Source organism: Streptosporangium sp. NPDC006007 (assembly GCF_040614315.1).
In the GTDB taxonomy this organism is placed as follows: domain Bacteria; phylum Actinomycetota; class Actinomycetes; order Streptosporangiales; family Streptosporangiaceae; genus Streptosporangium.
Window position 1 is genome coordinate 34,727 of record NZ_JBEXUG010000012.1, and the last position, 24,900, is coordinate 59,626.

General features: G+C 68.7%; 25 protein-coding genes and 1 pseudogene. 7 read left to right on the forward strand and 19 right to left on the reverse strand.

The features are described from left to right. Nucleotides 1-19: 19 nt before the first annotated feature. From ABZ194_RS12180 to ABZ194_RS12220, 9 genes are all read right to left on the reverse strand, one after another. Nucleotides 20-577 (reverse strand): hypothetical protein, encoded by a 558-nt coding sequence (locus tag ABZ194_RS12180; RefSeq protein WP_355595218.1) that lies wholly within the window; start codon nucleotides 575-577, stop codon nucleotides 20-22. A gap of 40 nt (nucleotides 578-617) precedes the next feature. Continuing rightward, nucleotides 618-1,280 carry a hypothetical protein gene (locus ABZ194_RS12185; protein WP_355595220.1) on the reverse strand — a complete coding sequence of 221 codons (663 nt, stop codon included), beginning with the start codon at nucleotides 1,278-1,280 and terminating at the stop codon, nucleotides 618-620. Continuing rightward, a complete protein-coding gene (locus ABZ194_RS12190; RefSeq protein WP_355595222.1) occupies nucleotides 1,273-2,136 on the reverse strand; it encodes a DUF692 domain-containing protein in 864 nt (287 codons plus the stop codon). The genes ABZ194_RS12185 and ABZ194_RS12190 overlap by 8 nt, the downstream gene beginning before the upstream one ends. Further along, entirely contained in the window at nucleotides 2,129-3,118 is a 990-nt protein-coding gene (locus ABZ194_RS12195) for a TIGR04222 domain-containing membrane protein (RefSeq protein WP_355595224.1), read from the reverse strand. Before ABZ194_RS12195 ends, ABZ194_RS12190 begins: the two co-directional genes overlap by 8 nt. 141 nt (nucleotides 3,119-3,259) lie before the next feature. After that, nucleotides 3,260-5,059 carry a phosphoenolpyruvate carboxykinase (GTP) gene (locus ABZ194_RS12200; protein ID WP_355595226.1) on the reverse strand — a complete coding sequence of 600 codons (1,800 nt, stop codon included), beginning with the start codon at nucleotides 5,057-5,059 and terminating at the stop codon, nucleotides 3,260-3,262. A gap of 290 nt (nucleotides 5,060-5,349) precedes the next feature. Next, nucleotides 5,350-5,877: a hypothetical protein gene (locus tag ABZ194_RS12205; protein ID WP_355595228.1), complete on the reverse strand. Its 528-nt coding sequence runs from the start codon at nucleotides 5,875-5,877 to the stop codon at nucleotides 5,350-5,352. Nucleotides 5,878-6,084: 207 nt separating this feature from the next. Next, a complete protein-coding gene (locus ABZ194_RS12210; RefSeq protein WP_355595230.1) occupies nucleotides 6,085-7,428 on the reverse strand; it encodes an NlpC/P60 family protein in 1,344 nt (447 codons plus the stop codon). 126 nt (nucleotides 7,429-7,554) lie between these two features. Beyond that, a complete protein-coding gene (gene greA, locus ABZ194_RS12215) occupies nucleotides 7,555-8,055 on the reverse strand; it encodes a transcription elongation factor GreA (protein ID WP_355595232.1) in 501 nt (166 codons plus the stop codon). Nucleotides 8,056-8,167: 112 nt separating this feature from the next. Beyond that, nucleotides 8,168-8,596, reverse strand: a complete 429-nt coding sequence (locus ABZ194_RS12220) for a DUF4307 domain-containing protein (protein ID WP_355595234.1) — start codon at nucleotides 8,594-8,596, stop codon at nucleotides 8,168-8,170. 227 nt (nucleotides 8,597-8,823) lie between these two features. Here ABZ194_RS12220 and mca point away from each other — a divergent pair, with 227 nt between their 5' ends. Together mca and ABZ194_RS12230 are read left to right on the forward strand one after the other, a co-directional pair. Then, nucleotides 8,824-9,708 (forward strand): mycothiol conjugate amidase Mca, encoded by an 885-nt coding sequence (gene mca / locus ABZ194_RS12225; protein ID WP_355595236.1) that lies wholly within the window; start codon nucleotides 8,824-8,826, stop codon nucleotides 9,706-9,708. A gap of 148 nt (nucleotides 9,709-9,856) precedes the next feature. Next, the gene (locus ABZ194_RS12230) at nucleotides 9,857-10,036 is read left to right on the forward strand and encodes a hypothetical protein (protein WP_355595238.1); all 180 of its coding nucleotides are present in this window, start codon (nucleotides 9,857-9,859) and stop codon (nucleotides 10,034-10,036) included. 26 nt (nucleotides 10,037-10,062) lie between these two features. Here ABZ194_RS12230 and ABZ194_RS12235 read toward each other — a convergent pair whose 3' ends face one another. From ABZ194_RS12235 to ABZ194_RS12280, 10 genes and pseudogenes are all read right to left on the reverse strand, one after another. After that, nucleotides 10,063-11,232, reverse strand: a complete 1,170-nt coding sequence (locus ABZ194_RS12235) for a hypothetical protein (RefSeq protein ID WP_355595240.1) — start codon at nucleotides 11,230-11,232, stop codon at nucleotides 10,063-10,065. A gap of 121 nt (nucleotides 11,233-11,353) precedes the next feature. Continuing rightward, nucleotides 11,354-12,169: an SAM-dependent methyltransferase gene (locus ABZ194_RS12240; RefSeq protein ID WP_355595242.1), complete on the reverse strand. Its 816-nt coding sequence runs from the start codon at nucleotides 12,167-12,169 to the stop codon at nucleotides 11,354-11,356. Between the two features lie 517 nt (nucleotides 12,170-12,686). Then, nucleotides 12,687-13,646, reverse strand: coding sequence for a glycosyltransferase family 4 protein (locus ABZ194_RS12245; protein WP_355595244.1), 960 nt, complete (start codon nucleotides 13,644-13,646; stop codon nucleotides 12,687-12,689). 81 nt (nucleotides 13,647-13,727) lie between these two features. After that, nucleotides 13,728-14,507, reverse strand: a complete 780-nt coding sequence (locus ABZ194_RS12250) for an ABC-2 family transporter protein (protein WP_355595246.1) — start codon at nucleotides 14,505-14,507, stop codon at nucleotides 13,728-13,730. A gap of 1 nt (nucleotide 14,508) precedes the next feature. Beyond that, entirely contained in the window at nucleotides 14,509-15,201 is a 693-nt protein-coding gene (locus ABZ194_RS12255) for an ABC-2 family transporter protein (RefSeq protein ID WP_355595248.1), read from the reverse strand. A gap of 80 nt (nucleotides 15,202-15,281) precedes the next feature. Then, entirely contained in the window at nucleotides 15,282-16,238 is a 957-nt protein-coding gene (locus ABZ194_RS12260; RefSeq protein WP_355595250.1) for an ATP-binding cassette domain-containing protein, read from the reverse strand. A 28-nt stretch (nucleotides 16,239-16,266) separates the two neighbouring features. Beyond that, nucleotides 16,267-17,337: an aminotransferase class I/II-fold pyridoxal phosphate-dependent enzyme gene (locus ABZ194_RS12265; RefSeq protein WP_355595252.1), complete on the reverse strand. Its 1,071-nt coding sequence runs from the start codon at nucleotides 17,335-17,337 to the stop codon at nucleotides 16,267-16,269. Nucleotides 17,338-17,347: 10 nt separating this feature from the next. After that, on the reverse strand, nucleotides 17,348-18,079 hold the full coding sequence (locus tag ABZ194_RS12270; protein ID WP_355595254.1) for a glycosyltransferase family 25 protein: 732 nt from the start codon (nucleotides 18,077-18,079) through the stop codon (nucleotides 17,348-17,350). Beyond that, the gene (locus tag ABZ194_RS12275; protein ID WP_355595440.1) at nucleotides 18,069-19,754 is read right to left on the reverse strand and encodes a non-ribosomal peptide synthetase; all 1,686 of its coding nucleotides are present in this window, start codon (nucleotides 19,752-19,754) and stop codon (nucleotides 18,069-18,071) included. Before ABZ194_RS12275 ends, ABZ194_RS12270 begins: the two co-directional genes overlap by 11 nt. A 27-nt stretch (nucleotides 19,755-19,781) precedes the next feature. Then, nucleotides 19,782-20,024 (reverse strand): annotated as a pseudogene (locus tag ABZ194_RS12280) (MbtH family NRPS accessory protein); the annotation flags it as partial. A gap of 140 nt (nucleotides 20,025-20,164) precedes the next feature. On the opposite strand from ABZ194_RS12280, the gene ABZ194_RS12285 reads away from it, so the two are divergent. From ABZ194_RS12285 to ABZ194_RS12305, 5 genes are read left to right on the forward strand one after another with little or no spacing between them, the layout of a single operon-like run. Further along, nucleotides 20,165-20,599, forward strand: a complete 435-nt coding sequence (locus ABZ194_RS12285) for a hypothetical protein (protein WP_355595256.1) — start codon at nucleotides 20,165-20,167, stop codon at nucleotides 20,597-20,599. After that, on the forward strand, nucleotides 20,589-21,737 hold the full coding sequence (locus ABZ194_RS12290; protein WP_355595258.1) for an amidohydrolase family protein: 1,149 nt from the start codon (nucleotides 20,589-20,591) through the stop codon (nucleotides 21,735-21,737). The genes ABZ194_RS12285 and ABZ194_RS12290 overlap by 11 nt, the downstream gene beginning before the upstream one ends. Then, nucleotides 21,727-23,016, forward strand: a complete 1,290-nt coding sequence (locus tag ABZ194_RS12295) for a condensation domain-containing protein (protein WP_355595260.1) — start codon at nucleotides 21,727-21,729, stop codon at nucleotides 23,014-23,016. Before ABZ194_RS12290 ends, ABZ194_RS12295 begins: the two co-directional genes overlap by 11 nt. After that, entirely contained in the window at nucleotides 23,013-24,038 is a 1,026-nt protein-coding gene (locus ABZ194_RS12300; protein ID WP_355595262.1) for a hypothetical protein, read from the forward strand. The genes ABZ194_RS12295 and ABZ194_RS12300 overlap by 4 nt, the downstream gene beginning before the upstream one ends. After that, on the forward strand, nucleotides 24,028-24,900 hold the full coding sequence (locus tag ABZ194_RS12305) for an NAD(P)-dependent oxidoreductase (RefSeq protein WP_355595264.1): 873 nt from the start codon (nucleotides 24,028-24,030) through the stop codon (nucleotides 24,898-24,900). The genes ABZ194_RS12300 and ABZ194_RS12305 overlap by 11 nt, the downstream gene beginning before the upstream one ends.

The following is a 24,900-nucleotide window of genomic DNA, read 5'->3' on the forward strand; positions in this document are numbered from 1 at the left end:
GAAGGGCGCTGACAGGCAATTATCGTCGCCCCGGGGACCTCTCCGCCCCCTCTATCGGGGTTCTGGGTAAGTTGCCGGACTTCTGGGCCCCCAGGCACTCTTCGGCCTCCATGACGAGCATGTCCACGAATGTTCCCAGCTCAGCCGAGGTGAGCACCGCGCGCATGCCCACGCCTCCCCCGCCCCACGCCTCCAGGAACGCCCGCCTGGCCAGCCGCCACTCCCCCGCGGGCCCCCGCAGCCCGGGAATCCAGAGCGGGATGGTGCGGAGCTGACACCGCAACTCGCCCCCGCTGACGATCCCCCTCCTCGTCCGGTAGCGGAAGGCGAACAGCTCCTCGTCCTCGGGAAAGCGGTCGTCGGGGTCGGGCCACTGCTCCTGCTCACCGGCGCGGGCCTCGGCGACCCCCCTGGCCAGCCGGGCCAGCAACCAGCCGCACCGCTCCCCCACGGTCCCGTACAGCGCGCCGTCCCGGTGAAGTTCAAGCGTGATCTCGTACGGCGAGCCGACGCTGTCCCGGCACGCCACCGGCGTGACGGTCAGATACGACCCATCAAGACAACGCAATCCTCCCACTTCAGAGAGGGTATCCCCGGCACAGCCCGTCAAAACGTGCTTAACCCCGGGGAGCGGCCCCACCCCGGAACCGGAACCACCGGCGAAACCACCGGCCAGGCCGGACGCGCGGCTCCGGCACGAGTTCGGGACCGGGACCACATCCGGAACCGGGTCCGGGGCTGTGGCCGGGTCCGAGGCCGTCCGGCGCCCGTCCCGTCGCCCTGAGCTCTTCGGCGAAGTCACGGGCATCGGCGTGGGAGCCGCCCGGCGGACGGGGACGGCCCCGCGCGTAGGCGTCGAACTCCGCCGCGAAATCCCCGCCGAGCAGCGTGACCAGGTCGGGCCTGAGCCTGGCCACCGCCCCCCTCCGTTTGGCGATCAGGCCGGCTGTCTGGACGCGCAACCGTTCCACGTCGAACCCCGGAGGGGCCTCACCCCCGGCCACCAGGGCGGTCAGCAGCTCCGCCTGCGCCCTGGCCAGCGCGGCCCGCGCGTCGTCCACGGAGCCGGCGGCGCCGCCCGGAACACCGCGGGCACCCTCGACACCCGGACCCTCCGCGTCAAAACCCTTCGCGTCGAAACCCTCCACACCGGGACTCGCGACACCGGAGCCCTCCGCACCGCCGGCCTTGGCTCCGGGACCCGTGGCATCGAGACCCCCCGCACCGCCGGCCGCGACGGCATCCCAGGCGCGGCCGGAGCCCCCGGCGCGGTCAGACATGGGACAGCGCGTCCCTGATCCGGCCGAGTTCCGCCGCCAGCACGGTGTCTCCGGGATAGTCGCCGTCCCATTCGAGCAGCACACCGGGCGGATCGACCCGGGCGCGGAGCGCGGACAGGATGTTCAGCACCGCGTCGGGGACGCGGGCGGTGTGGGTGTCGTGCCAGAGGCCGCGGCGGAGGTGGCCCCCCGCCACGTGCACGTAGGCGAGCCGTGAGAGCGGCAGGGCGTCCAGCGCGGCGGCGGCCGACAACCCCAGGTTGACCTGGTTGGTGTAGAGGTTGGCGACGTCGATCAGCAGCCGGACCCCGGTGGCCTCGACCAGCTCACCGAGGAACCGCGCCTCGGTCATCTCGTCCTCCGGCCAGCCGAACAGGGCCGCCACGTTCTCCAGGGCGAGCGGGACGTCGAGCGCCCCCTGGGCCCGCCGCACGTTCTCCGTGACGACCGCGAGCGCCGCCCTGGTGCGCGGGACAGGGAGCAGGTGACCGGAGTCCAGGCCGCCCGCGCGCACGAAGGCGAGGTGCTCGCTGACCAGCGGCGCGTCCAGGGCTCGGGCACAGGCCGCCAGATGCGCCAGCCGGGCCGCGTCCGGCGGCTCGGCGCCGCCCACCCCCAGGCCGACGCCGTGCGGGATCACCGGCACCCCTCGGGCGCGGAGCACCCGCAGCGACTCGGGCAGCCGGTCGGGGCGTATGTTCTCCGCGATCACCTCGACGAAGTCCACGCCGGGCAGGCGTTCCACGGTCAGGTCGATCTCCGGCCGCCAGCCGATGCCGACCCCCGGTGACCGGCCCCCGGCGCCGAGACCGGCCCCGGCCCCGCTTCCGGTCCCGGGGCGGGTCGGCTCAGCCACCACCGCAGCCACCACCGCAACCGCCCCCGCAGCCCGACCCGCAGCCCGAGTCCCCGCCGGAGTCCCCTCCCGAGTCGCCCCCGCCCCAGCCGCCGCCGGAGTCCCCACCGAAGTCGCCGCCGTAGAACACACCGTCGGACGAACCGGTGGAGCCGCCGCAGGCGCCCCCGGCACAGCCGGAGCCGCCGCCGGCCCCCTGGCTCTGGGCCTGGCGGTTCAGCTCCTCCTCCAGGACCGGATCCCCCAGCTCGCTCAGGCCGTACAGGGCGACCGGGATGCCGACCCCGAGGATCAGGCCGGCCTCCGGGGGGCGGACGCCGCGCAGGTGGATGGCCCTGACGGACGTCAACACCTCGTTTCCGGCCCTGGTCACCGCTCCCCGCAGGGCCCGCTTCCAGCCGAGGTAGGTGATCAGGCCGCCGACCGACGCGACCCCCGCGACCAGCAGCGTTCCCCAGGAGACTCCGGTGAGGACGGCGCCGAGTTCGAAGACGATGGTGAGGAACGTGACGACCAGCAGCCGCTTGTGCAGCCTCCGGGCCTCGGTGAACGCGCCGTCGGGGACCAGCAGGCCCATTCCCAGCAGGCGGTGGCGCAGGCCGCTCATGGCCCGGCCGTCGGCCACCGTACGGCGGACCGCCTCCACCTGGCAGGAGCCGCCCCGGGAACCGAGCGTGTCCAGGACCGCCTGCTCGATCGGCTCGGAGGGCCGCGGGGCCCCGCTCACCAGGCTGGTCCGGCCACCCCGCGCCAGTCGGACGGATCCGGCCCTGACCAGCAGGGCGAGCGCGGTGTTGATCACCCGGCGCGGTCCGCCGGACAGGTAGGCGAACTCATAGGTGCCGAGCCCGCCGCCCTGGTCACCGGCTTGACCGCCGGCGGCCGCCGAGTGGACCCTGCGGTACTCGGTGCCGAGTGCGACGACCGCGGCGCCGACGGTCACGGCGAAGACGACGGCGATGATGAACAGTAGGAGTTCCATGTCCGCCTCCGGGGGAAAGGCGGGGCGTACCGCCCCGTGACCGTTAGACGCCCGGGGCGGCGTGGAAGTTGCCAGGTCCGCCCCGGACGGCCGCCCGCGAGGGATTCACTCCTCGCGGGGCGCGTCCGGGGGCCGGGGCCCTCAGCCCAGGCGCTCGACCAGAGCCTTGTACTCGTCCCAGAGCTCCTGGGGGAAGTGGTCGCCGAAGGTCTCGAAGAAGGCCGGGATCATCGACGCCTCCTGCCGCCAGATCTTCTCGTCCACGGTGAGCAGGGTCCGCAGGTCCTCGGCGGAGATGTCGAGGCCCTCGGTGTCCAGCTCGGCGGGGAGCAGGCCGATCGGCGTGCGAACCGCCTGCGCCTCGCCGTTGAGGCGCTCGACGACCCACTTCAGGACGCGGCTGTTCTCCCCGAAGCCGGGCCAGATGAACTTTCCGGCCTCGTTCTTGCGGAACCAGTTCACGTAGTAGATGCGCGGCAGCCGGACGTTCTCCCGCTTGCCGATGCCGACCCAGTGGGCGAAGTAGTCGCCCATGTTGTAACCGCAGAACGGCAGCATCGCGAACGGGTCGCGGCGCAGCTCGCCGACCTTGCCCTCGGCCGCCGCGGTCTTCTCCGAGGCGATGTTGGCCCCGACGAAGACTCCGTGGTCCCAGCTCAGCGACTCCGTCACCAGGGGGACGGCGGTGGCGCGGCGACCGCCGAACAGGATCGCCGAGATCGGCACCCCCTTGGGGTCCTGCCACTCGGGGGCGATCGTCGGGCACTGCCCGGCGGGCACCGTGAAGCGGGCGTTGGGGTGCGCGGCGGGCTCGTCGCTGTCCGGGGTCCAGTCGCGGCCCTTCCAATCGGTCAGGTGCGCCGGGGGCTCGTCGGTGAGCCCCTCCCACCACACGTCGCCGTCGTCGGTGAGGGCGACGTTGGTGAAGACGCTGTTGCCCCAGAGGGACTTGACGGCGTTGGCGTTGGTGGACACGCCGGTGCCGGGCGCCACGCCGAAGAAGCCGGCCTCGGGGTTGATCGCGTACAGGCGGCCGTCGTCGCCGAAGCGCATCCAGGCGATGTCGTCACCGACCGTCTCGACCTTCCAGCCCGGGATGGTGGGCTGGAGCATGGCCAGGTTGGTCTTGCCGCACGCGCTGGGGAAGGCCGCCGCGACGTAGCGGGTCTCCCCGGACGGCGGGGTGAGTTTGAGGATGAGCATGTGCTCGGCCAGCCAGCCCTCGTCCCGGGCCATCGTGCTGGCGATGCGCAGCGCGTAGCACTTCTTGCCGAGCAGCGCGTTGCCGCCGTAGCCGGACCCGTAGGACCAGATCTCCCGGCTCTCGGGGAAGTGGCTGATGTACTTGGTGGAGCTGCACGGCCACGGCACGTCGGCCTGGCCGGGCTCCAGCGGGGCACCGACCGAGTGGACGGCCTTCACATAGCCGCCGCGCTCCTCGATGAGCCGGAGGGCGCGCTCACCCATCCGCGTCATGACGCGCATCGACACGACCACGTAGGGCGAGTCGGTGATCTCCACACCGAGCTGGGAGATGTCGCCACCCAGCGGCCCCATGCAGAACGGCACGACGTACATCGTGCGTCCGCGCATGCAGCCCTTGAAGAGCTCACCGAAGGTCTCGCGCATCTCGGCGGGAGCGATCCAGTTGTTGGTCGGGCCGGCGTCCTCCTCGCGCTCGGAACAGATGTAGGTCCGATCCTCGACCCGGGCGACGTCGGTCGGGTCCGAGGCTGCGTAGAAGCTGTTCTGCCGCTTGGCAAGACGCTTGAACGTTCCCTGCTCGACCAGCAGGTTCGTCAGGCGCGTCCACTCGATCTCCGAGCCGTCACACCATTCGATCCGGTCGGGCTGGGTCAGCTCGGCGATCTCCTTGACCCATGCGGCCAGCTCCTTGTGGGTGGTGGGGCTGGGGGCGGTTACGTCCTCGATAACGGACACTGCTACGGCTCCTTACACTTCTCAGGGCCAGGACATCATTTACGACAAAACCGCCCTGGATCCAATTGGCGTAGACCAGTGCACTGACGCGGCCTGCCTGGCCGTGTCGTGGCCCCGCCCCGGTCAAAGGGCGCCTGAGCCGGCAGCGGCCACAGCGTTCCGGGGGGACGTACCCAAAAGAGGTGAGGCTAAAAGAAGCCGCTCCGGCAGTGGTACAGACCAATAACAGAGGTCTAAACCAATCTCCGGACAGGTTCAGACCAATTTTCGGTCGTTTCCCCCGGCCCGGCTCATGAACTGACGTCCGGCCCCGAGGCCCGCACCCGATCGACACGCTGAAGCGCGTCCCGCAAATCGGCCAGCCAGGTGTCGGTGTGCGCGCCCACCAGGCGCACGCACCAGGCGAGCGCGTCACTGCGGCTGCGGGCCACCCCGGCCGCCACCAGGGTGTCCAGGACCCGCCGCTCCGACTGTCGGAGCCGGGTCATGACCGGCACCGACAGTGTGGTGAACATCACCGTCCTACCACCGACGACTACCCCCCAGGAGACCTTTCTGCGGAAACGGTGCTCAGCCTCCCGCGCGATCTCGACACGCCGCTCCCGGGTCTCCTCCCTGAACCGCTGCACGCCGCCCTCGACGGCGGCGGCCCGCTCCAGCTCCGAGACGTCCTCGGCGAGCGCGGGCCCCCCGAGCGGACCGACGACCGTGATCTCCTCCCGATCCAGCACGATCTCCGGCCGGCCTTCGAACCACCCCTCGGGCAGCCGTCCGGAGAACCAGCCTCGCAGCTTCTCCACCGTTTCATCGCTTTCCATGTAATCGAGATTACATGCCGTCATTTCGTAAGGCCATCACCCCGTCTTGATGGTCCCGGCCATGGACGGGGTGCTCGCCGTACTCCCCGAGGACCGGACCGGCGCCGACACCCCGCGGGCGCTTCACCAGGGCGGCGGTGGACGACCACGCCCCCCGCCGATGGCCGATGGCCGTGCCGACCGCGCGGCCGGAGGACCCGGCGGCGATCAGCGGACCCGGGCGGCGACCTGCGGGCTGACCCGCACCGCACCGGCGAAGTTGCGGGTGCCGATCGGGACGATCTTCACCACGTCCCCCGTCCTGGGGGCGTGCAGCATCTTGCCGTCACCCCAGTAGATCGCCACATGCGAGACGTAGCCGGGGTTGGTGGGGTCGTGCCGCCAGAACAGCAGATCACCCGGCTGCGCCTGGGAGAGCGGGATCTGCGGGCCGGAGACGAACTGCTGGTGCGTCACCCGGGGCACCTGTACGCCCGCCTGGGCGTAGGCCCACTGGACCAGACCCGAGCAGTCGAAGAAATCGGGGCCCTCGGCGCCCCACACGTAGGGGCGGCCGAGCTTGCCGACCGCCGCGGTGAGGGCGGCCCTGATCTGGGGCACGGTCATGAAGGCGCCCGCCGGCCAGGCCGTGCGCCGGGGCGCGGCCGGCACCGGGTTGACGGTCACGACCTGGCTGCCCCGGGGAAGGACGCGCAGCAGCGTTCGGCGGAGCCTGGCCGAGTCGGCGCGCGGCGCGCTCACGACGAGGGCGTTGTCCTGGGGGATGCCCAGGGCGCGCGCGGTCGGGCGCGAGACGACGGCGTCGATGGCGCCCATGCCCATCGTCGCGTAGGCGCCCACCCGCAGGGACAGACTCCCCGTGGTGACGGTCTTGCCCAGCGACATGCCGCCGTCGTTGCCGAGCACGAAGGAGACGGCGATCTCGCCGGCGGCGACGTCGCGCCAGAGCCGGTCCGAACGCGCGGTGGGCCGGGGGGTGAAGGCGCGGAACGTCGAGGGGTCGACCCCCAGCGTCTGCACCCGCTTGCCGTCCAGGACCACCTCGGCGGCGTCGGCGCGCTCCACCGCCCGCACCCCGGCCACCTGGGCGACCCGGGCCACCACGGCCGAGCTCAGCGGCCCGTCCGCCACGACGAACAGGTGAGGCCTGTGGATCGAGGTCAGCGGGGCCACCGGCGCCGGTGAGGCCGCCTGGGCCGTTGGGACGGCTGTCGGCTCGACCGCGGCCACCCTGCCCTGAAGGTGACCTGTGAGGGGGTCCCCCGGGGGCAGCCCGGCGGCGGACGCGCGCGGGGCGGCCGTCTCGGAGGATCCTGCCGGCAGCCGGGCGACGACCACCGTCCCGGCGGCCAGCAGGGAGACGGCGACGATCGCGACGACGGGGACGGCCGGCCTTCGCGTGCGCGCGAGACGGCCGTACGGGGCGCGGGGGCGGTGGGTGAGGTCTTGGCGGACCTCACGGATCAACCGGAGGAGGCGCGTCCGCCCGTCGACCACCACGTCCCCCTTCCAGCCGCTCGAACCCGGTCCTCCGAGGGTGCCGTACAGCACGCGGCGATGTCCGCAAACTCCTCAAAACGCCCCAAAACCCGAACCGGCCTCAGAGTGGATGACGGGCTCCGGAACATGACGATCCGCCGGGACACCGCCCCGGCGGATCAGCCAGCTCAGACGAGGTCAATTGCCGATGTACGGAACGGCCTCAAGGATCTCGACCGTGTTGGAGCGGCCGTTCGGCATCGTGTAGGTGGCCTTCTCGCCGATCTTCTTACCGTTGATCGCCGCACCGAGCGGCGACCGGGGCGAGTAGACGTCGATCGGGGAGCCACTCTCCTCACGGGACGCCAGCAGGAACGCGACCTCTTCGTCGTCGCCCTCGAAGCGGACGGTGACGGTCATGCCGGGCCCGACCACGCCTTCGGTGCGGGGGGGTTCACCGACCTTGGCGGTGTCGATGATCTGGCGGAGGTGGAAGATGCGGGCCTCCATCTTGCCCTGCTCGTCCTTGGCGGCGTGGTAGCCGCCGTTCTCCTTCAGGTCGCCCTCTTCGCGAGCGGCCTCGATCTTCTTCGCGATATCGACGCGCCCGGGCCCCGAGAGGTACTCAAACTCCGCCTTCAGGCGGTCGTACGCCTCCTGAGTTAGCCAGGTGACGCTCTCGTTGTGGGAGTCGGCCACGGATTCTCCTTGCTTCCTCTGTGGGGCTTGGTACTTGGCAGCGTTGGTAGCGGACGTGCGAATTTCGACAGGCTAACAAGTTAACCGCTCGAACGCTTCCCCAAATGTCTCACTATACGAGATAGCAGTAGTGGACGTCGCCCGAAGTGGCCTGGGCACTGGTCTCTAGCCGTTCGGTAAGGCGGACATATCCCTCACCAGCCGGAATACCGACCTCCCGGCTTCCGACCTCCGCGTGGCCGACATCCATGGCCCGGAGCCGGCAGACGGCCTCGCGGTCCGACGGCTTGACCACTTCGAAGGTGATCCGAATAGAATCGCCGCGGCTGGCGTCAAAAGCGATGACCTGGTCGATGACCTGGGTGTTCCCCTTGGACGCCCACATCACGTAGCCCCACCCTCCCGCGCACACCGCGCAGAGGATCGCGATCACGACGTGCACGACGAACCGCCCCCTGCGCTCCGGACGGTCGGGGAAGTCGCCCGGGGTACCGAGCACGGGGCCGGTCTGCCGGCCCCCCTCGGCCTCGCTGGTGGCCATGACGGAATCTCCCTGCACTACCTCGGCGTTATCCGAGACAATTGTCTCTCGCGGGGGCCTTGCCCTCGTGGCCGCCCAAGAGAAACTAACCTCTCTTTAGAGTGACCCAGCCCAACCCGGGAGCGGTGCGGCACCGGCTGACGCGGATCGGACGGCACGGCGAGGCCGGCCGTCCGCGACGCGAGCGGGGATCCGAGCGTGACCGACGAAGAGGAGACACCGAGCCCGTGAGTGCACCGCTGAGGTTGATGGCCGTTCACGCACACCCCGACGACGAGTCGAGCAAGGGCGCCGCGACCATGGCACGTTACGTGGCGGAAGGCGTGGACGTGCTCGTCTGTACCCTCACAGGAGGGGAGCGCGGTTCCATCCTGAACCCCAAGATGGACCGGCCCGACATCCTGGAGAACATCGGCGAGGTCCGGCGCCTGGAGATGGAGCGGGCCCGCGAGATCCTCGGCGTGGCACAGCGTTTCATGGGGTTCATGGACTCCGGCCTCCCCGAGGACGAGAACGAGCCGCTGCCCGACGGGTGCTTCGCCCTCCAGCCGCTCCAGGCCGCCTCCGCGCCGCTGGTCGCCGCCGTGCGCGAGTTCAGGCCGCACGTCATGCTCACCTACGACGACGACGGCGGCTACCCGCACCCCGACCACATCATGACCAACCGCGTCTCGGTGGAGGCGTTCGAGGCCGCCGGCGACCCCGACCGCTATCCCGAGGCCGGCGAGCCCTGGCAGCCGTTCAAGCTCTACTACCACATGAGCTTCTCCAGGGAACGGTTCGAGGTGCTCCACGAGGCCATGAACGCCCGCGGCATGGGCTCCCCCTACGCCGACTGGATCTCCCGCTGGGAGGACCGCCCGCAGAAGTGGCCGGTGACCACCCGGGTCCCCTGCGGCGACTACTTCGAGATCCGCGACGAGGCGCTGATCGCGCACGCCACCCAAGTCGACCCCGACGGCTTCTGGTTCGTCTGCCCGCGCGACCTGCAGCGCGAGGTCTGGCCGACCGAGGACTACCACCTGGCCCGCTCGCTGGTGGACATCGAGCTGCCCGAGGACGACCTGTTCACCGGCATCCACGCCGATGAGGTGTCACGCGCCTGCCACTGAGGGGCTGTGGGGGCCGCGGCGGACCCGAGGGGTGAAAGCGGTCACCCGTCCGCCGCCGGCCCGGCCGCGCGGCGACGGACGTGAGGGCGGGGGGTGTCACGCGCCTGCCGCCGACGGGAGCGCGGGGTGACGGTGGCAGACTTGAGGGGTGATTGCCATCGATACCGCCCCCGCCGGCGACGTCAGTCCCGGCCTCCTGGGCTTCCTCGTCGTCGCGGCGCTGGGGCTGGCCCTCTACCTGCTCGTCAAGTCGATGAGGAAGCAGATCTCCAAGATCGAGGTCCCCTCCGAGGCCGAACTGCGCGAGAGGCACAAGAACGCCGGCTGACCCCGGGAGCCGGCACGGGCCGGCCCTCACGACCAGGCCCGCTCCAGCGCCTTGGGCAGGCCCCAGCGCCCCAGCGGGGTCAGCACCTCACTCTTGTCCACGATCCCCAGGCACGCCCAGAGCGGCGTGACCGAGCTGAAGAGCGTCTCGGCCGCGTCCAGGTCCTCCGGATCGTCCATCCGGACGTCGATGTCCTCCGACTCGGCGATGAACCTGGCGATCCGCTCGGGGGAGGCCAGCACCCCCGGCCCCCGTCTCGCCAGGGCCGCCACCACGGCGAGCCAGTCCGCGTGGTGGATCGCGCACAGCGCGGCCAGCACGGCGTCCTCGTGGCTCAGCTCACCGTCCAGATCCTCGAACGTCTCCGGAGTCTCGTCGTCGTCCGGCAGGTCCGAGATCGGCCCGGCGATGCCCGCCGTGACGGTCAGCCAGAGCTCCTCGTCGTCGACCGGCAGCGGCTCTCCCTCGTATCCGGCGCACGCCCGCAGCACGTTGCCCGGGTAACCGGGGTCGGCCAGCACCTCGCGCAGCCGGGAGCACGCGGCCCGCAGATCGGCGACGGGCCGGTCGGGGGCGGGCAGGCCCGCCAGGATGCGCCGCAACTCACTGAGCGCGAACGCCTCCTCCTCGTCCCAGGCCGCGAACAGCTCCTCGTCCTGCTCCTCACTGACCACGCTCCCCGGAACCCGCCCGTCGTCGGGCAGCGGGTTGTTGAGCCAGTGTTCCTGGAGGTCCTGGTAGGTCTCCCTGGCGGCCTCGTCCCCCAGCGCGAGCGCGTCCGGATCGATCTCCCCCGCGGCGACCCGTTCCTCCAGGAAGGCGACCAGCCTCCGGAACATCTCCTCGGCGATCGGCCCCCGCTCGTCCTCCTCGGGCCAGACGAAGAAGCCCCGGGTGAGCAGAAGGGGCTCGGTCCCGGTGGACTCCATCCACCGTTGCACGTCACCCACCGTCGCATGACCGGACTCGATCGCGCCGAGCGTCCTCTTGACGGACTCCCAGAACGGCGAGGAGAGCGGGTTACCCGCCGCCAGCAACGCCCGCCGCAGATCGGGGACGGCCACCAGCGCCACCCCCGACGGCACGGCGAGCAGCGCACGGGCGACATCACGCCGGGTCAGCTCGGTGGCCGCCCGCCCGGCATGCACACACACGAAGTCGAGATCCACGCCCAGTGAGCCTACGCCCGAAGCCACGGCAGCACACCTCCCGCCCCGTAAACATCCCCCTGCCCTCTCCGAAGCACGGCACTCGCCCCGCCGGAGCACGGCGCGAACCCCCGTCCCCCCGCCGGCGGACACGGCCCAAGCCTCCCCGTCACCCCTTGCGTCCCAGGCCGCAGAAGGCGTCCACCTCGGGGGGGACGCCGAAGGAACCGCACTCCGGCCGCCACCGCGACACCGACACCACGCCCGGCTCCAGCAACTCCAGGCCGTCGAAGAAGCGGGCGATCCGTTCGGGGGTGCGGACGGCGTACGGGCTGCCGCCCCGCTCGGCGTAGATCCGCATGGCCTCCCGCCGCGACGGACCGTGGACGACGTCGGTGCCGTCGTTGAGCGCCAGGTGACTGCCCGGGGGCAGCGCGTCCACCAGTCGGCGCACGATCGAACCCGCCTCGTCGTCGTCGGCGACGTTGCCCATGACGCCCAGCAGGATCAGCCCGACGGGCCGGGTGAGGTCCAACGTCCCGGCGGCCCCGGCCAGGATCGCGCCGGGGTCGCGCACATCGGCGTCGACGTAGGCGGTGGCGCCCTCCCGGCCGCCGACGAGCAACGCCTGAGCGTGGACCAGCACCAGGGGGTCGTTGTCGACGTAGACGACGCGGCACTCCGGCGCCACCCGCTGGGCGACCTCGTGGGTGTTGCCGTGGGTGGGCAGTCCGGTGCCGATGTCCAGGAACTGCCGGATACCGGCCTCCGCGGCCAGGTAGGAGACGACACGCCGCAGAAAGGCCCGGGAGTGGCGGGCCACGTCGATGATGCCGGGAAACGCCTCGACGATCTCCTCACCGACCTGCCTGTCGATCGGGTAGTGGTCCTTGCCGCCCACCCAGTAGTTCCAGATCCGGGCCTGGTGCGGCCGGGTGGCGTCGATCTTGGGCGCCGGCGGTGGACCGGAGGGGGTGTCGGTCAAGGTAGCTGCTCCACATTCGCTCGGCTCAAGCCCTGCAACCTAAAACGATCTCCACAGCCCAGCATCCCCCATCACCGCTGATCCACAAGCGGATCACATCGAGCTTTTTCACCCCGCTTCGCGGTTCCGAGGGACGAGGGCCGCTCCGACGGGCCGACCTGCGCGAAGAGGGCGGCGGCGCAGTGCCCGCGACCGATCACTGCGGCGTGAGCGGATACCGCTCAGGCGGCAAGTGGTGCCTGGACGGCTCGCGGAGCGCGCCATCACGAGCCGTCCGGGAGCGGAGGAGCCGCTTCGGGTGGCGATTCGTCACTCGCCGCGCTACTGGGTGCTGTCTGCCAGGAGTGCGAGGGCCTCGGCCTTGCGGTAGCGGCGGTGTCCGCCCAGGGGCGGATGAGGCGCTTGGGAGTCTCGGACAGCTCGCCCTCCCCGTCGAAGACCGCCGAGATGTGGTGCGGCTCCCTGGGCGAGAGCATCGCATCCCACCTGAGCCGCCTGATTTGGTTACGGGAGAGCGTCATCGGGTCAGCCGCCGATACAGCTGCTCGTGCCTGTCGACCATCAGGGACAGGGAGAACCTGGCCTCCGCATCCTGACGGCAGGCGAGCGGCTGGATCTCGGACACCGCGTCGAGGGATTCGGCCATCCCCGTCGAGTCATCCGCGAGGTAGCCGTTGACCCCGTGTTCGACGATCTCGGCGGTCGCGCCGCGCCGGAGAGCCACCACCGGGGTGCCGCAGGCAAGCGACTCGATCGCGGTGAGCCCGAAGGGTTCGTCCCAGTTGGTGGGGACAAGCGTGCAGTGGGCGTTGCGGTAGAGCTCGACCTTCGCCGCGAAGTCGACCTCGCCGACCAGTTCGACGTCAGGTCCGAGAAGCGGGGTGACGACGTCGTCGAAGTAGGCACGTTCTGCGTCGGACTCGACGGCCTTGCTCGCCACCACCAGTTCGCGTCCCGCCCTCCTAGCCGCCTCGATGGCCAGGTGCAGCCCCTTCGCCGCGTCCATGCGGCCGATGAAGAAGGCGTAGTCGTCCTTCCGCTCGGAGAAGGGGAAACGCTCCAGCGGCAGCCCGTGGTGGATCATGTCGGTGTAGCGGAGCTCGGGGTTGACGAGTTGCTGTGCCCTGCTGATCGCCACCAGGTTGATCCGGTCGTGGATGGCGCCGTAGATCGGGCGATACCATCTGGAGGCGGGTGGGCCGTGCACAGTGTGGACCACGGGCCTGATCGTGGTGGCGAATGCGCCGATCGCGGGCCCGATGGGATCGCTGTGGTCGTGGACGACGTCGAATCGCTCGATGTCGCGATAGGCCGACAGCACGTGCATGAGCTCAAACAGGCCGTTCTGCCGGGCGTTCTCCCAGCCTGGCGCCTTTTCGTAGTAGCTCCTCAGCTCGGCTGTGGTGACCGAGTCACCGGAGGCGTACAGGGTCACGTCGTGTCCTCTGACGACCAGTTCTTCGACGAGGAGGCTCACCAGCGACTCCACTGCGCCATACGCGACGGGTGGCGTTCTCAGCCAGACAGGGGAAATTACCGCGATTTTCATGAAGACCTTTCACCCACCGCTACTGCGATAGCGTCTGATTTGCAGGTTCCAGAAGGCGATCGCGCCACAGAAAAACGCGACCCCGAAAGCGGGAGCGGCGTATCCAAGAAATACCGGGAAAGGCTTTCCCAACAGTACCGTCGCCGGCGCGAAGGCGATGAACGCGATGGGCACCACACCGGTGAAGATGAACCTGCCCACACTGTCGAAAAGGCTGATGGGATAACCACCCACCGTGGTGATCATCTGGTCCAGTCCGGTTCTCAGTTGCCGGGAATTGACATCCGAGAAGGCCAGCGAGGCCAGCACGATCTGCAACGAGGCCTCGATGAGCGCCCCACCGATGACGGCGACCACGAGGAACGTCACGGAGAAGGGCGACCATTGGATTCCGGTCCTGCCGCCCATCCAGGCGAGAACGACGACACCGAGCCCCAGCTCGGCCAGGGAGTCGATGCTCACCTGCGAGGTGGCCACCTGGACCAGAGGGCTGGCCGGACGTAGCAGGTAGGTGTCGAAGTTCCCGCTGCGTACTAGTTGTTCGAGATTCGACACCGCCCCGAGGAAAGGAATCCAAAGGCCGTGCGCGGCCAGGCGCAGTCCGAAAAGGAAGCACAGCTCGGTGAATTCCCATCCCTGTACGGCGCCGAGTCGCGCGCCCAGCACCCAGATCAGAGCAAAGGACGAGGCGTTGTAAAACAACCCGGAGACGAGCGACAGGAGGAAATTGCCGCGATACTGCATGCCGCTGCGCAGCGCGGCGACAGCGAGAATCCACCAGGCACGCATGTCAACCGCCCTGACTCACGATGCCGCGCTCAGCTCGCCGCCACACGAGAGCGATCACCGCGACCAGCGTGACGCACCAGAAGAACTGCACAAGAACCGCCTGTACGGCTGCCGCCCCAGAGACCATTCCCGAATAGATGGCCGCAGGCGTATAGCCCATCGCGCCGAACGGGAGCAGCTCCACCACCTCCCGCACACCAGGAGGGAACAGGGCCAGCGGGATGAACGACCCGGCGAGAAAGGCGTTGACGAGGCTGAACGCCCAGACGATTCCACTGGTTTCGTGCAGCCAGAAGCCCGCGCTCCCCAGCAGGCCGTACAGCCCCACGCTGACCGCGTAGGACAGCAGCGCGCTGACCACGAAGAGACCAACCGTCGCCGGGGCTTCCAGGCCGGCGACCACGACGGCCACTGGGATCATCCCGGCCAGTGCCGTGGTCCTGGCGATCGTGTAGCCCACCTGGTGGGAGAGCACCTGGAGGGGGAACGGGATCGGCCTGATGAGCTCAGTGGCGATCTTCCCTTCCCGGATTCGGTCGGCGACGTACCAGGGGATCGTCGACTGGTTCAGCCACATCAGCATATTGACGACGCACAGGTAGGTCACCGTCTTGCCGTAGGAGATGCCGTCGAGGTGCGACTGCGTGCGATAGGCGCCGGACCAGATCTGAATCAGCACGTAGATCTGCAGCATGGGCAGAATGGATCGTGCCCAGATGTCCGCCCGGTGCGTCGAGTGCGATCGGGCCCATGCGCCGACGAGAGTCCACGTTCTCATGCGTCGTCGCGGCTGTAGAAGCGTGCGAGCACGTCTTCGAGCTCGGCTTCCACGAAGCTGATGTCCGCAATCTTGTAGCCTTTGTTGATCTCGTCGATCAGGGCTGACACGGAGACGATCCGGGGATCGAATGCGATCTCCACCGACGATCCGCTCTGGCTGACCTCGACCGTGTCATTGCTTAGGGTCACCGCAGCCTCATCTGCCAGCCTGACCTTGAGCACTCGATGCGGCGAATAGCGCAGCCTCAACGCTTCAAGGTCACCGTCATAGGCCACGGTTCCCCGGTCCAGGAGGACGACTCGGTCGGCCAAGTTCTCGATGTCGTCGATGTCGTGGGACGTCAGGAGGACGGTGACGTTCTGAGTCCGGTTGATCTCGGCGACGAACGATCTGATCTGGCGTTTGGCGAAGACGTCGAGCCCCACTGTCGGCTCGTCGAGAAACAGGATCGACGGCTCGTGGACGAGCGCGGCCGCCAGATCTCCGCGCATCCGCTGCCCCAGGGACAACGAACGTACGGGAGTCTCCAGAAACGAGCCCATGTCCAGCAGGTCGATGAGCTGCTGAAGGTTCTTGGCGTAGTTCGCCACCGGGATCTCGTAGAGCCGAGAGATGATCGTGAAGGAGTCCATGAGCGGCAGGTCCCACCACAAGGAGGAGCGCTGGCCGAAGACGGCGCCGATGTGGGGGACGTACTTCTTTCTCTGCCGCCAGGGAACCAGCCCGGCCACCTCGACGGTTCCCGAGGTCGGGGTCAGGATACCGGTGAGCGACTTCATGATCGTGGACTTGCCCGCGCCGTTCCCGCCGAGCAGGGCGAGCAGTTCCCCTTCGCCGACCGAGAAGGAGACGCCGTCTACCGCGCGCGTCACCGAATACTCTCTGGACCACAGTCTCCAGAGTCCGTTCTGACGCTTCTGGCGCCGGTACTCCTTGACCAGGTCCTCCACTTTCACCATTGCCAACGAGCACTCCAGATCACGGGAGAAGTCCTTCGGTGAGCCGGGCGAGTGCCAGCCTGATGTTCTGCTCCGTGGTGGCGAAGGCCAGGCGGGCGTAGGTGCCGGGCGCGCCGAACTCCTGGCCCGGCAGGAGGGCTACCCGGCAGCGGTTCAGGACGACACCGGCCGCGTCTCCGTCCAGTCGCAGCGCGGAGAAGTCCAGCCAGGAGAAATAGGTGGCGGATGGCTGCGCGAACCGGATAGCGGGGTGGTGGTCACGCAGATGGGCTGAGATCGTGCGCCTGTTCCGGTCCAGCTGGGCGAGTGTGGCCGTCAGCCATGGGCTGTCGGCCTTGTAGGCGTGGACCAGTGCCGTCAGAGCCAGGGCGCCGGCCGTGGGCAATCGTCCTGCCAGCCGTTTCCACAGCCGGTGGATGAGCTGTTCGTCGAGGGAGAAGGCGAACGCACCACCAAGTCCCGAAATATTGTGTGACTTGGTGGCACCGGACAGAGTGATGAGTCCGGATCCCGCGACCGAACACATCGGCACGAAGGCCCCATCGTAAGAGATGCGGCCGTGCAGCTCGTTGGCCACGATCATGAGGTCGTGTTCCGCCGCGACGGTCGCGATATCCAGCAGTTGCGCGCGCGAGAAGGCGTGGCCCGTAGGATTGTGAGGGTTGCAGACGAGCAGCGCCTTCGTCCGTGGACCTACGCGTCGACGCAGCTCGCCGACGTCGAAATGCCAGCCCTCCAACGCGCGTAACATCACTGGCACCGCCCGCCCGCCGGCCGCTTTCACGGAGTCAGGGAGGTGGTGGTAGGAGGGGGCGAAGTACACGACCTCGTCGCCCGTCTCAAGGAGAAGGTCGAAGAGGGTGTACATCGCAGCGACCGAACTCTGAAATATCCGGACAGCTGTGACGGGCACGGTGACGTGATGCGCGCGCTGGTAGTAGTCGCAAATGGACGCAGCCACCCCGCTCGTCGTGTACGGCAGCGGATATACCAGTGGCTGGCGTACCTGCTCAGCCAGCGCGGCCACGATGGCCGGGTCAGGAGCGAAGTCCATGTCAGCGATAGAGAGCGGGATCACGTCGCCCTCCACCGCGGCCCATTTACGTGAGTACCCAAGCATCCGCGGAGGTCTCGGTGTCGCTGTCGGACAGCTCGTCGGAAGGGTCGGCGAGCAGTGGAGGGGCGAACGCCAGCGCCTCGATCCTGCGAGGGAAGCGTGTCCTGACGTCGGGGCGCGGATGGTCGAGATACATCGCGGGCAGAAACTCGTCCACGGGGATGACCGCCATCTCCACTTGTGCGTCAACGAGCTGCCGCGCCGTCTCCCTGTCCAGCAGATAGCCCCACGTGCAGTAGCTGAACCCAGGTCTGACGAACCCCGGCCAGGCCAGCTGGTCGGGTTCCATAGGGCATCGGGCCAGGTAGGTCAGACCAATCTCCCCGTTCTCGCGCACCGCCTCGATGCCCTCAAGCAGGCGCGGCAGGAACCCGTCCACCAACCTCACGTCGTCCTCGACGATCATGAACAGAGGCGCGTCCGTCTCCAGCCCCCGCTTCCAGCAGGCCAGGTGGCTAAGCGTGCAACCGACCTCGCCGTACTTGAGTGTGCGGTTCCACCAAGGATTGTTGGACTCGATCCGCCAGGGAAACAGACCGACCCCCAGCGCCCGGAGCACTTCGCCGTCGAGCGCGGCCCCGTCGAACGGCCCGTCCCAGTCCGAGGTGAACTCCACCGTTAGTTCGGCGGGCAGTTGCCGCGTGATTCGTTCCCTGCGATCCTGCCTGCGTTTGAGGTTGACCACGTAGGTCTGCAGCCCCAGGTCAGCGGACACCCGACTGGCTCCCTTCCACAAAGGCGGCCAGACTGCGCACGGTGCGGTTAGTGAAGATCACCCGCATTGAGACGTGCCGTCCCGCGAGCGGGGTGAGCCAGACGGCCAGTTTCGTCGCGACGAGGGAGTGGCCGCCGAGTGAGAAGAAATCATCCAGTACGCCGACCTGCTCGACGCCGAGCAGCTCCGCCCAGATCGCAGCGATCTTTTCTTCCATCGGCGTGGCGGGCAGGTCGAGTCGCCGACTTCCGGCGGCGGGGTCGGGCAGCGCGGCCCTGTCGATCTTGCCGGACCTGGTGAGCGGCATCTTGTCGAGGAAGCTGATCGTGCTGGGCACCATGTGACCGGGCAACGCGGCCGCGACGTGCGCCTTCAGTTCCTCACCCGGCACGCTCTCCGCGGTGATCACGTAGGCGACGAGGGCGTCGTCCCTGGCTACCACGACTGCGCGGCTCACGGCGGGGTGCTCGAACAGTCTGATCTCCACTTCGCCAGGTTCGACCCGGAACCCCCTGACCTTGATCTGGCCGTCCAGGCGGCCGACGAACTCCAGCGCACCGTCTTCTCTCGTCCTGGTACGGTCGCCGGTCCTGTACATGCGTGAGCCGGGCGGGCCGTACGGGTCGGGCACGAAACAGTGCGCGGTCAGGCCAGGCTTGCCCAGGTAGCCGTGCGCCAGCCCGATGCCTCCGATGCAGAGCTCCCCCTCCTCGCCGGGCGCGACCTGCGCCAGCGAGCCGTCCAGCACGTAGACGCGCGTGTCGGAGAGCGGGAAGCCGATCGGCGGGCACCCGGCGGCCTCGGCCTGAGTCAGGGTGGCCGCCGTCGCGATGATCGTCGCCTCGGTAGGGCCGTAGGTGTTCATTAGCTCCACGTGCGGGCCGACGCTGTCATACCAGGTGGAGAGTACGGCGCCGCGCAGCGGGTCCGCGCCGAGGATGACGAGCCTGAGCCGCTCCGGCCACGTGACTCCTATCAGGCCCTGCCAGTAGGAGGTGGGCAGGTCGAGCACCGTCAGGTCGACACCGGCAGCCAGCAGATCGGGCAGGTCCTGGCCCTTGGGCGGAAGGACGAGCGTCGCGCCCGAGGTGAGGCAGGGGAAGATCTCTTCCGCGTGCGCGTCGAAGCTCACCGACGCGTGCTGGTACATCCGGTCCCCTGGCACCAGCGCGAACCGCTCGCGCATCCACCGGACGCGGGAGAGCAGCGCGCGGTGTTCCACGGCGACGCCCTTGGGCCGGCCCGTCGAGCCCGAGGTGTAGATGATGTAGGCGAACGCGTCCTGGTCGGGTCCTTCTTGGACGGACTCTGCGTCGCCATCGATGTCTTCCGAGGTGAGCACGAGCAGGGCGCCGGAGTCGGCTCGCATGTAGTCCCTGCGCTCGGCAGGGTAGCCGGGATCGATGGGCACGTACGCCCCGCCCGCCTTGAGCACGCCCAGGATGGCGACCACCAGCTCCGGCGAACGGTCCATCTCCAGGGCGACCGGGGTGTCCCGCCCGACCCCATGCGCGCGGAGCGCTCCGGCCAAGCAGTCGACCCGTACGCTCAGCTCGGCGTAGGTGATGTCCAGGTCGCCAACGGACAGGGCGACCGCGTCAGGTGTGGAGCGCGCTTGGCGGTCGAAGAGCGAGGTCACGGTCTCGCCCGGCTCGCCGGGACCTGGCGTCCGCATCTGCGTCCACACGGCCTCGACGTGGATAAGGCACGCGTTGAGATCCCCCGTGAAACCGGATGACCGCCATCCGTCGGGTGGGGTCGATTCAGTCGTCCATAAGGAGTACTGCCGCTCGTCATTGCACACGACGACGTACTGACCTTCGGCCACAAGTGGTCCTTTCAGGGGAAACTCAATCCAAGCGCATAATACATAATAATACCGCATTACAGTGTGATATGTTACGGCCTTCGTTGATCTTGAGTGAACGGAGTGCATGTGTGGCATGGGTTGATGCCGAGTTATTCACAGCGGCTTTCGACCAGGGGAGCCCAGTCGCCACGTTGGGCCCGGCTGGAACCGATTCGGAGCATGAAGCTCGCCGTCACTTCTCCCAGGTCATTCTCCAGCCGTCCTTCCCGCACGCGATGGCGTACGCACTGGAGAACAGGACTTTGGCGCTCGTCCCCGCGGGATACGTGGACCGGGAAACCGGTGGGACCGGGGAGACCTGGGTGGACCTGCATTTCCGCTACCAGCCGCAACTGAAACTCGCACACGTGTGGCACGGAAAGATCCGGCCCATGTGCATCGCCGTCAACGAGGACTGCCCCGACGGCGGCGCGGTGCCAGTAGTCGCCCTGCACTCCGCCACCTGGCGGTTCGCTCAGGAGTACCTGCCCACGCACACCGCCAGGTTCGTTCGTTCAAAGCCTGAGGCGGTACGGCAGGCCGCGCAGGGCGACGTACAGGCCTGCATCGGCTCGGTCGACCTGGTGGAGCAGGCGGCGAACCTGAGAATCACCCACGTGATCAACCCAACGATGGTCTGGTGCCTGTATTCCCCCGACGATGCCGCGTAGATTCGCCCTCGCCGCGTCCCAGGTGGTCACCGGAATCGACGGCCAGATCATCCCCGACGGCGCCGTCATCGTGCGCGACGACATCGTCGAATGGGTAGGGCGGCGCGAAGACCTGCCGTCCGGCCTGCGGCCGACGATGAAGCTGCCGCACGGGACCCTGCTTCCCGGGTTGGTGGACGCGCACGTTCATGTGGCCTTCGACGCGGGAAGCGACCCTCTGGGCAGCATGACAAAGCGCTCGGACGACGAGCTCGTGGACCTCATGGTGCATAACGCCCGCACCCTGCTGGCGAGCGGCGTGACCACCGTACGCGACCTGGGCGCTCCGTCCGCGCTCGCGTTCAGGGTGAAAGCCCTGCTGGCCGAATCGGGGCCCAGGCTCGTCGTCGCGGGCAGTCCGCTGACCAGTCCCCGCGGGCACTGCTGGCCGATGGGCGGCGAGTGCGAGACCGCCACCGACCTGTCCACGGCGATCCGCGCGCAGGTGAAGGAAGGCGCGGACTGGATCAAGATCATGGTTACCGGTGGCTTCATGACCAACGGGTCCGACCCTCGCCTTCCGCAGTTCTCCGCGGAGTTGGTCGCGTACGCCGTGGCGGAGGCCGACCGGTTCGGCGTGCCCGTGGCCGCGCACGCGCACTCCCCCGAGGGGATCAGGATCGCGGCGGCGGCCGGAGTCCGGACCGTTGAGCACTGCACATGGTACGAGAAGGGTGAGCTGCGCTTCGACGAGGAGACTGCCCGTCTCCTGGCGGAGAAACAGATCGCCGTCTGCCCGACCCTCAGCGCCTACTCCCGCCGCGAGGACGGAAAGGTTCCGTGGAGTGACAGGCGCAAGCATCTGACGACCATGCGCGACCTTGGTGTCCCACTGATCGTCGGCACGGACGCCGGGATCAGGAACACCCCGGTCACCTCCTATGTGGCCAGCCTGCTCCCCTTCCTGGATCTCGGAATGAGCAACCTGGACGTCATCGAAACGGCCACGGCCCGCACCGCGCGGGCACTTGGGCTGGGCGCGGCGACCGGATCGATCGAGCCTGGCAAGTCAGCTGACCTCCTCCTCGTCGAAGGAAACCCGTTGAACGACCTCACCTGCCTGAACGACGTCGTGTCGGTGATCACCCGTGGACACTGACCGCGTCGCCCTCTCCTACAATCAAATCAGGCGCCTTGACAGGGACAAGAGCGTCTTCGCCGGTAGGCAGCGGGAACCGCACCATATCTCCGCCGCCTTCGACCTTGCCGGGCACGTGTCCGTGCCCGCGTTGCGGCGGGCCGTACAGGAAGTGGTTAGACGGCACTCCTCGTTGCGTACCACGTTCCACCAGGAGGGATACGGGCGGATTCTGCCGCCCGGTGGCGTCCTGCGCGTGGTGGAGCTCGACATCGACCTTGAGTCACTGACCAGGGCGGAGATGGACGAACTTTTCGATCTCGAGAGGGATCTCAAGCTCAGGGTCACCCTCGTCCGAACAGGGGAGGCGATGTCGCGGCTCATCATCACCGTCGAGCACCTCGTCTGCGACGGGCAGTCCTTCGACCGCCTTCTGGCCGACCTCGCGTGCGCCTACAACGGTGGCGACTCAGGCGCCTCATCTGACTTCTTCCCCTGGGCCGAGGCCGAGCGCCTGGCGCTCACCGGGTCCGCGCTGGAGGAGCGGCTGGCGTTCTGGCGCACCCGGCTGGACCCGTTGGAGGCGGTCCCCGAGATTAGGCTGGCCGGGATGGCCGACCCCATCGATGGACAAGGCGGGGCGGCGACCCTGCGGTTGGACGTGGAGCCTGGCGTCGTCGAGGAACTGCGGGCGTTCTGCGCGAAGAACGCCGCCAGCCTTCACACCGGGGTGATGGCGGGTCTCCAGCTGGCGGTGTTCGCCAACACCGGCAGAACCACCGTGGGGGTGGTCGGACCGATCTCCCTGCCCACCGACGATCGGGAAAGGGCGATCGGCTGGTTCTCCAATCTCGCCGTCTTCCGCACCAGAGTCGACTCGGGAGGCCCCGTCGAGGATCTCGTGGCGGGCGCACGCGACGCGATGTTCGACGCCATCGACCAGCTCATCCCGTTGCCTCTACTCGTCCAGCATCTACAGCCCGGCCGGGAGGACGCGCTGCGCTGGCGACCCTGGTTGTACCTCGATTCCGACTGGTGGGATGAGGATCCGCTCCCGCTGGCCGGTCTCAAGATCTCGCGCGTGGACGACACGTTCGTCCCGGCGCTCCGGCCGGGTGTGGGCGTCTGGGCCAACGTGAACGGGCCCGACCCGCATCTGTTCATGCAATGGGAAAGTGGGGCCTGGCCCGAGGACGCCGCCCGCACCTTCCTCCAGACCTTCAGGGACTGCCTGTCGCTGATCGCTCGCTCGTCCGGCGCCACGTGTGCGGAGCTCGCCGCGGCTGCGAGGAAACAGTGACAACCGACTGGTTCACCCATTCGTGCTTCGTCCCCCGCGACACCAGGGAGACAGTGGGGCGCGCCATCGATCGCTACGTCGACCAGGCGCGTGAATCCCTGCTGAGCCTGCCCGGCCCGCCGCGCGATTTATACCTGTCGGGCTCGTTGTCGCGTAGAGAGCCCTCCGTCGCAGGTCTTTCGCTCGCCTCCGACGTAGACTTTGTGCTGGTCAGCGAAAGCCGTGACGCCGGTCTGCTCCTTGAGGCCAAGCTGAAGGACGACCTCAACGCGCGTTTTCCCACGATCGACACGACCGTGTTCACAGTGCAGGCCGACCAGCTTGCCTCGGTACGCGGCCTGTTCGGCAGCGACCTGCACCGGAGCCTCGGCTCGCCCGTCGTCGCGCGGCTGGACACCCCGCAAGCCCGCAAGCCCTTCGGCGGACCGCAGGAGGTGTTCGAGGTGTTCGCGCACGTGATGAGTAACACCTTGCTTGGTGCTTCGTCCCCGGCCAAGCTCGCCCTGGAAGGGCTCAGGTGCGCGTTGTCGCCCTTGCTGCCTACGGTCCCCTCCTGCGGGGACGTGCATCGTCACGGCCACCTTCTCGCGCCGCTGTTCGACCAGGACACGGTCGACGGGATCGTCATGGCCAGAGAGGTCGGTACCGAGCTGGGCGGGATGCGCGCGTACGACCATCTGCTGGCCTGCCTGTCAGCGTTCTTCCTCGGACCAGCGCACACCTCTTCGGAGGGGCTGGTTCTCGCGGAGATCAAGGCGCGGATCGGCGAAGTGGACGGCCTCATGAACAAATACCAGCTGTCGCTTCCGCTCGCTTTCGTGCTCACGGAGTCCGGCCATCAGGAGATGCGAGAGGCGGCGCTCGGGTTGCTGAGCCTAATCTGGCGCACCAGGCTGACGCCCGACACGGCCATCCGGCACCTGTTCGCCCAGCGCAGTGACTATTACCGACTGCTGAGCGCCCACAACTTCGGCAGGAGCCGATCCGCCGACTACGTCGCCATCCGTCATCATGCGAGCTGAACCGACGGTGGCGGTATTCGGCGCGGGTGTCATGGCGGGGAACATGATAGGCGCACTGCACCGCGCCGGCTTCCCGCTCCGCCTGTTCAACCGCACCCCGTCCAGGCTCGACGCGGTCGCCCCGCCCGGCAGTGTGATGGCGGCCAGCCCGCGCCAGGCCGCCCAGGGCGCGGATATGGTGATCTCCGTGGTCACCGACGACGAGGCCAGCAGGGCGGTCTGGCTGGGCGAGGCGGGCGCGCTGCGCGGTGCGTCGCCTGATACCGTCGCTGTGGAGTGCTCGACGCTCTCGCGCGACTGGGTGACGACCTGGGCGGCGACCGTCAGGGAGCACGGTGTGCAACCCATCGACGCGCCGGTGACGGGCAGCAGATCCAGGGCGGCCGAGGGCAGCCTCGTCATGTTCGCCAGCGGGACGTCCACCGCCCTGAACCAGGCCAGGCCGGTCCTTGACGCGATGACCGAGCGGATCTACGACTTCGGCTCGACCGTCGGTACCGCCACCGCGTTCAAGCTCATCAACAACATGCTCGCCGGGTCGATGCTCGTGGCGTTCGCCGAAGCCTTCGCCCTGGCCGGCCGCGCGGGTCTCGACCTGGCCCAGGTGCTGGAGATCCAGTCGACGTACGGCTGGGCCACCGGAATCGCGGCAGGCAAGGGGCGCAACATGCTGCTCGACGCCCACGACGACGTCCACTGCCGACTGGCGCTCCTGGCCAAGGACCTTGCCTACGCGCTGGAGCTCACCGAACTGGACCTCCCGCTGAGCAGCGCGGCAAAGACCCAGCTGGCCGCCGTGGCGACCAGTGGAGATGGCATGTACGACATGTCTGCGATCATTCGGGCCTACAGAAAGGAATAG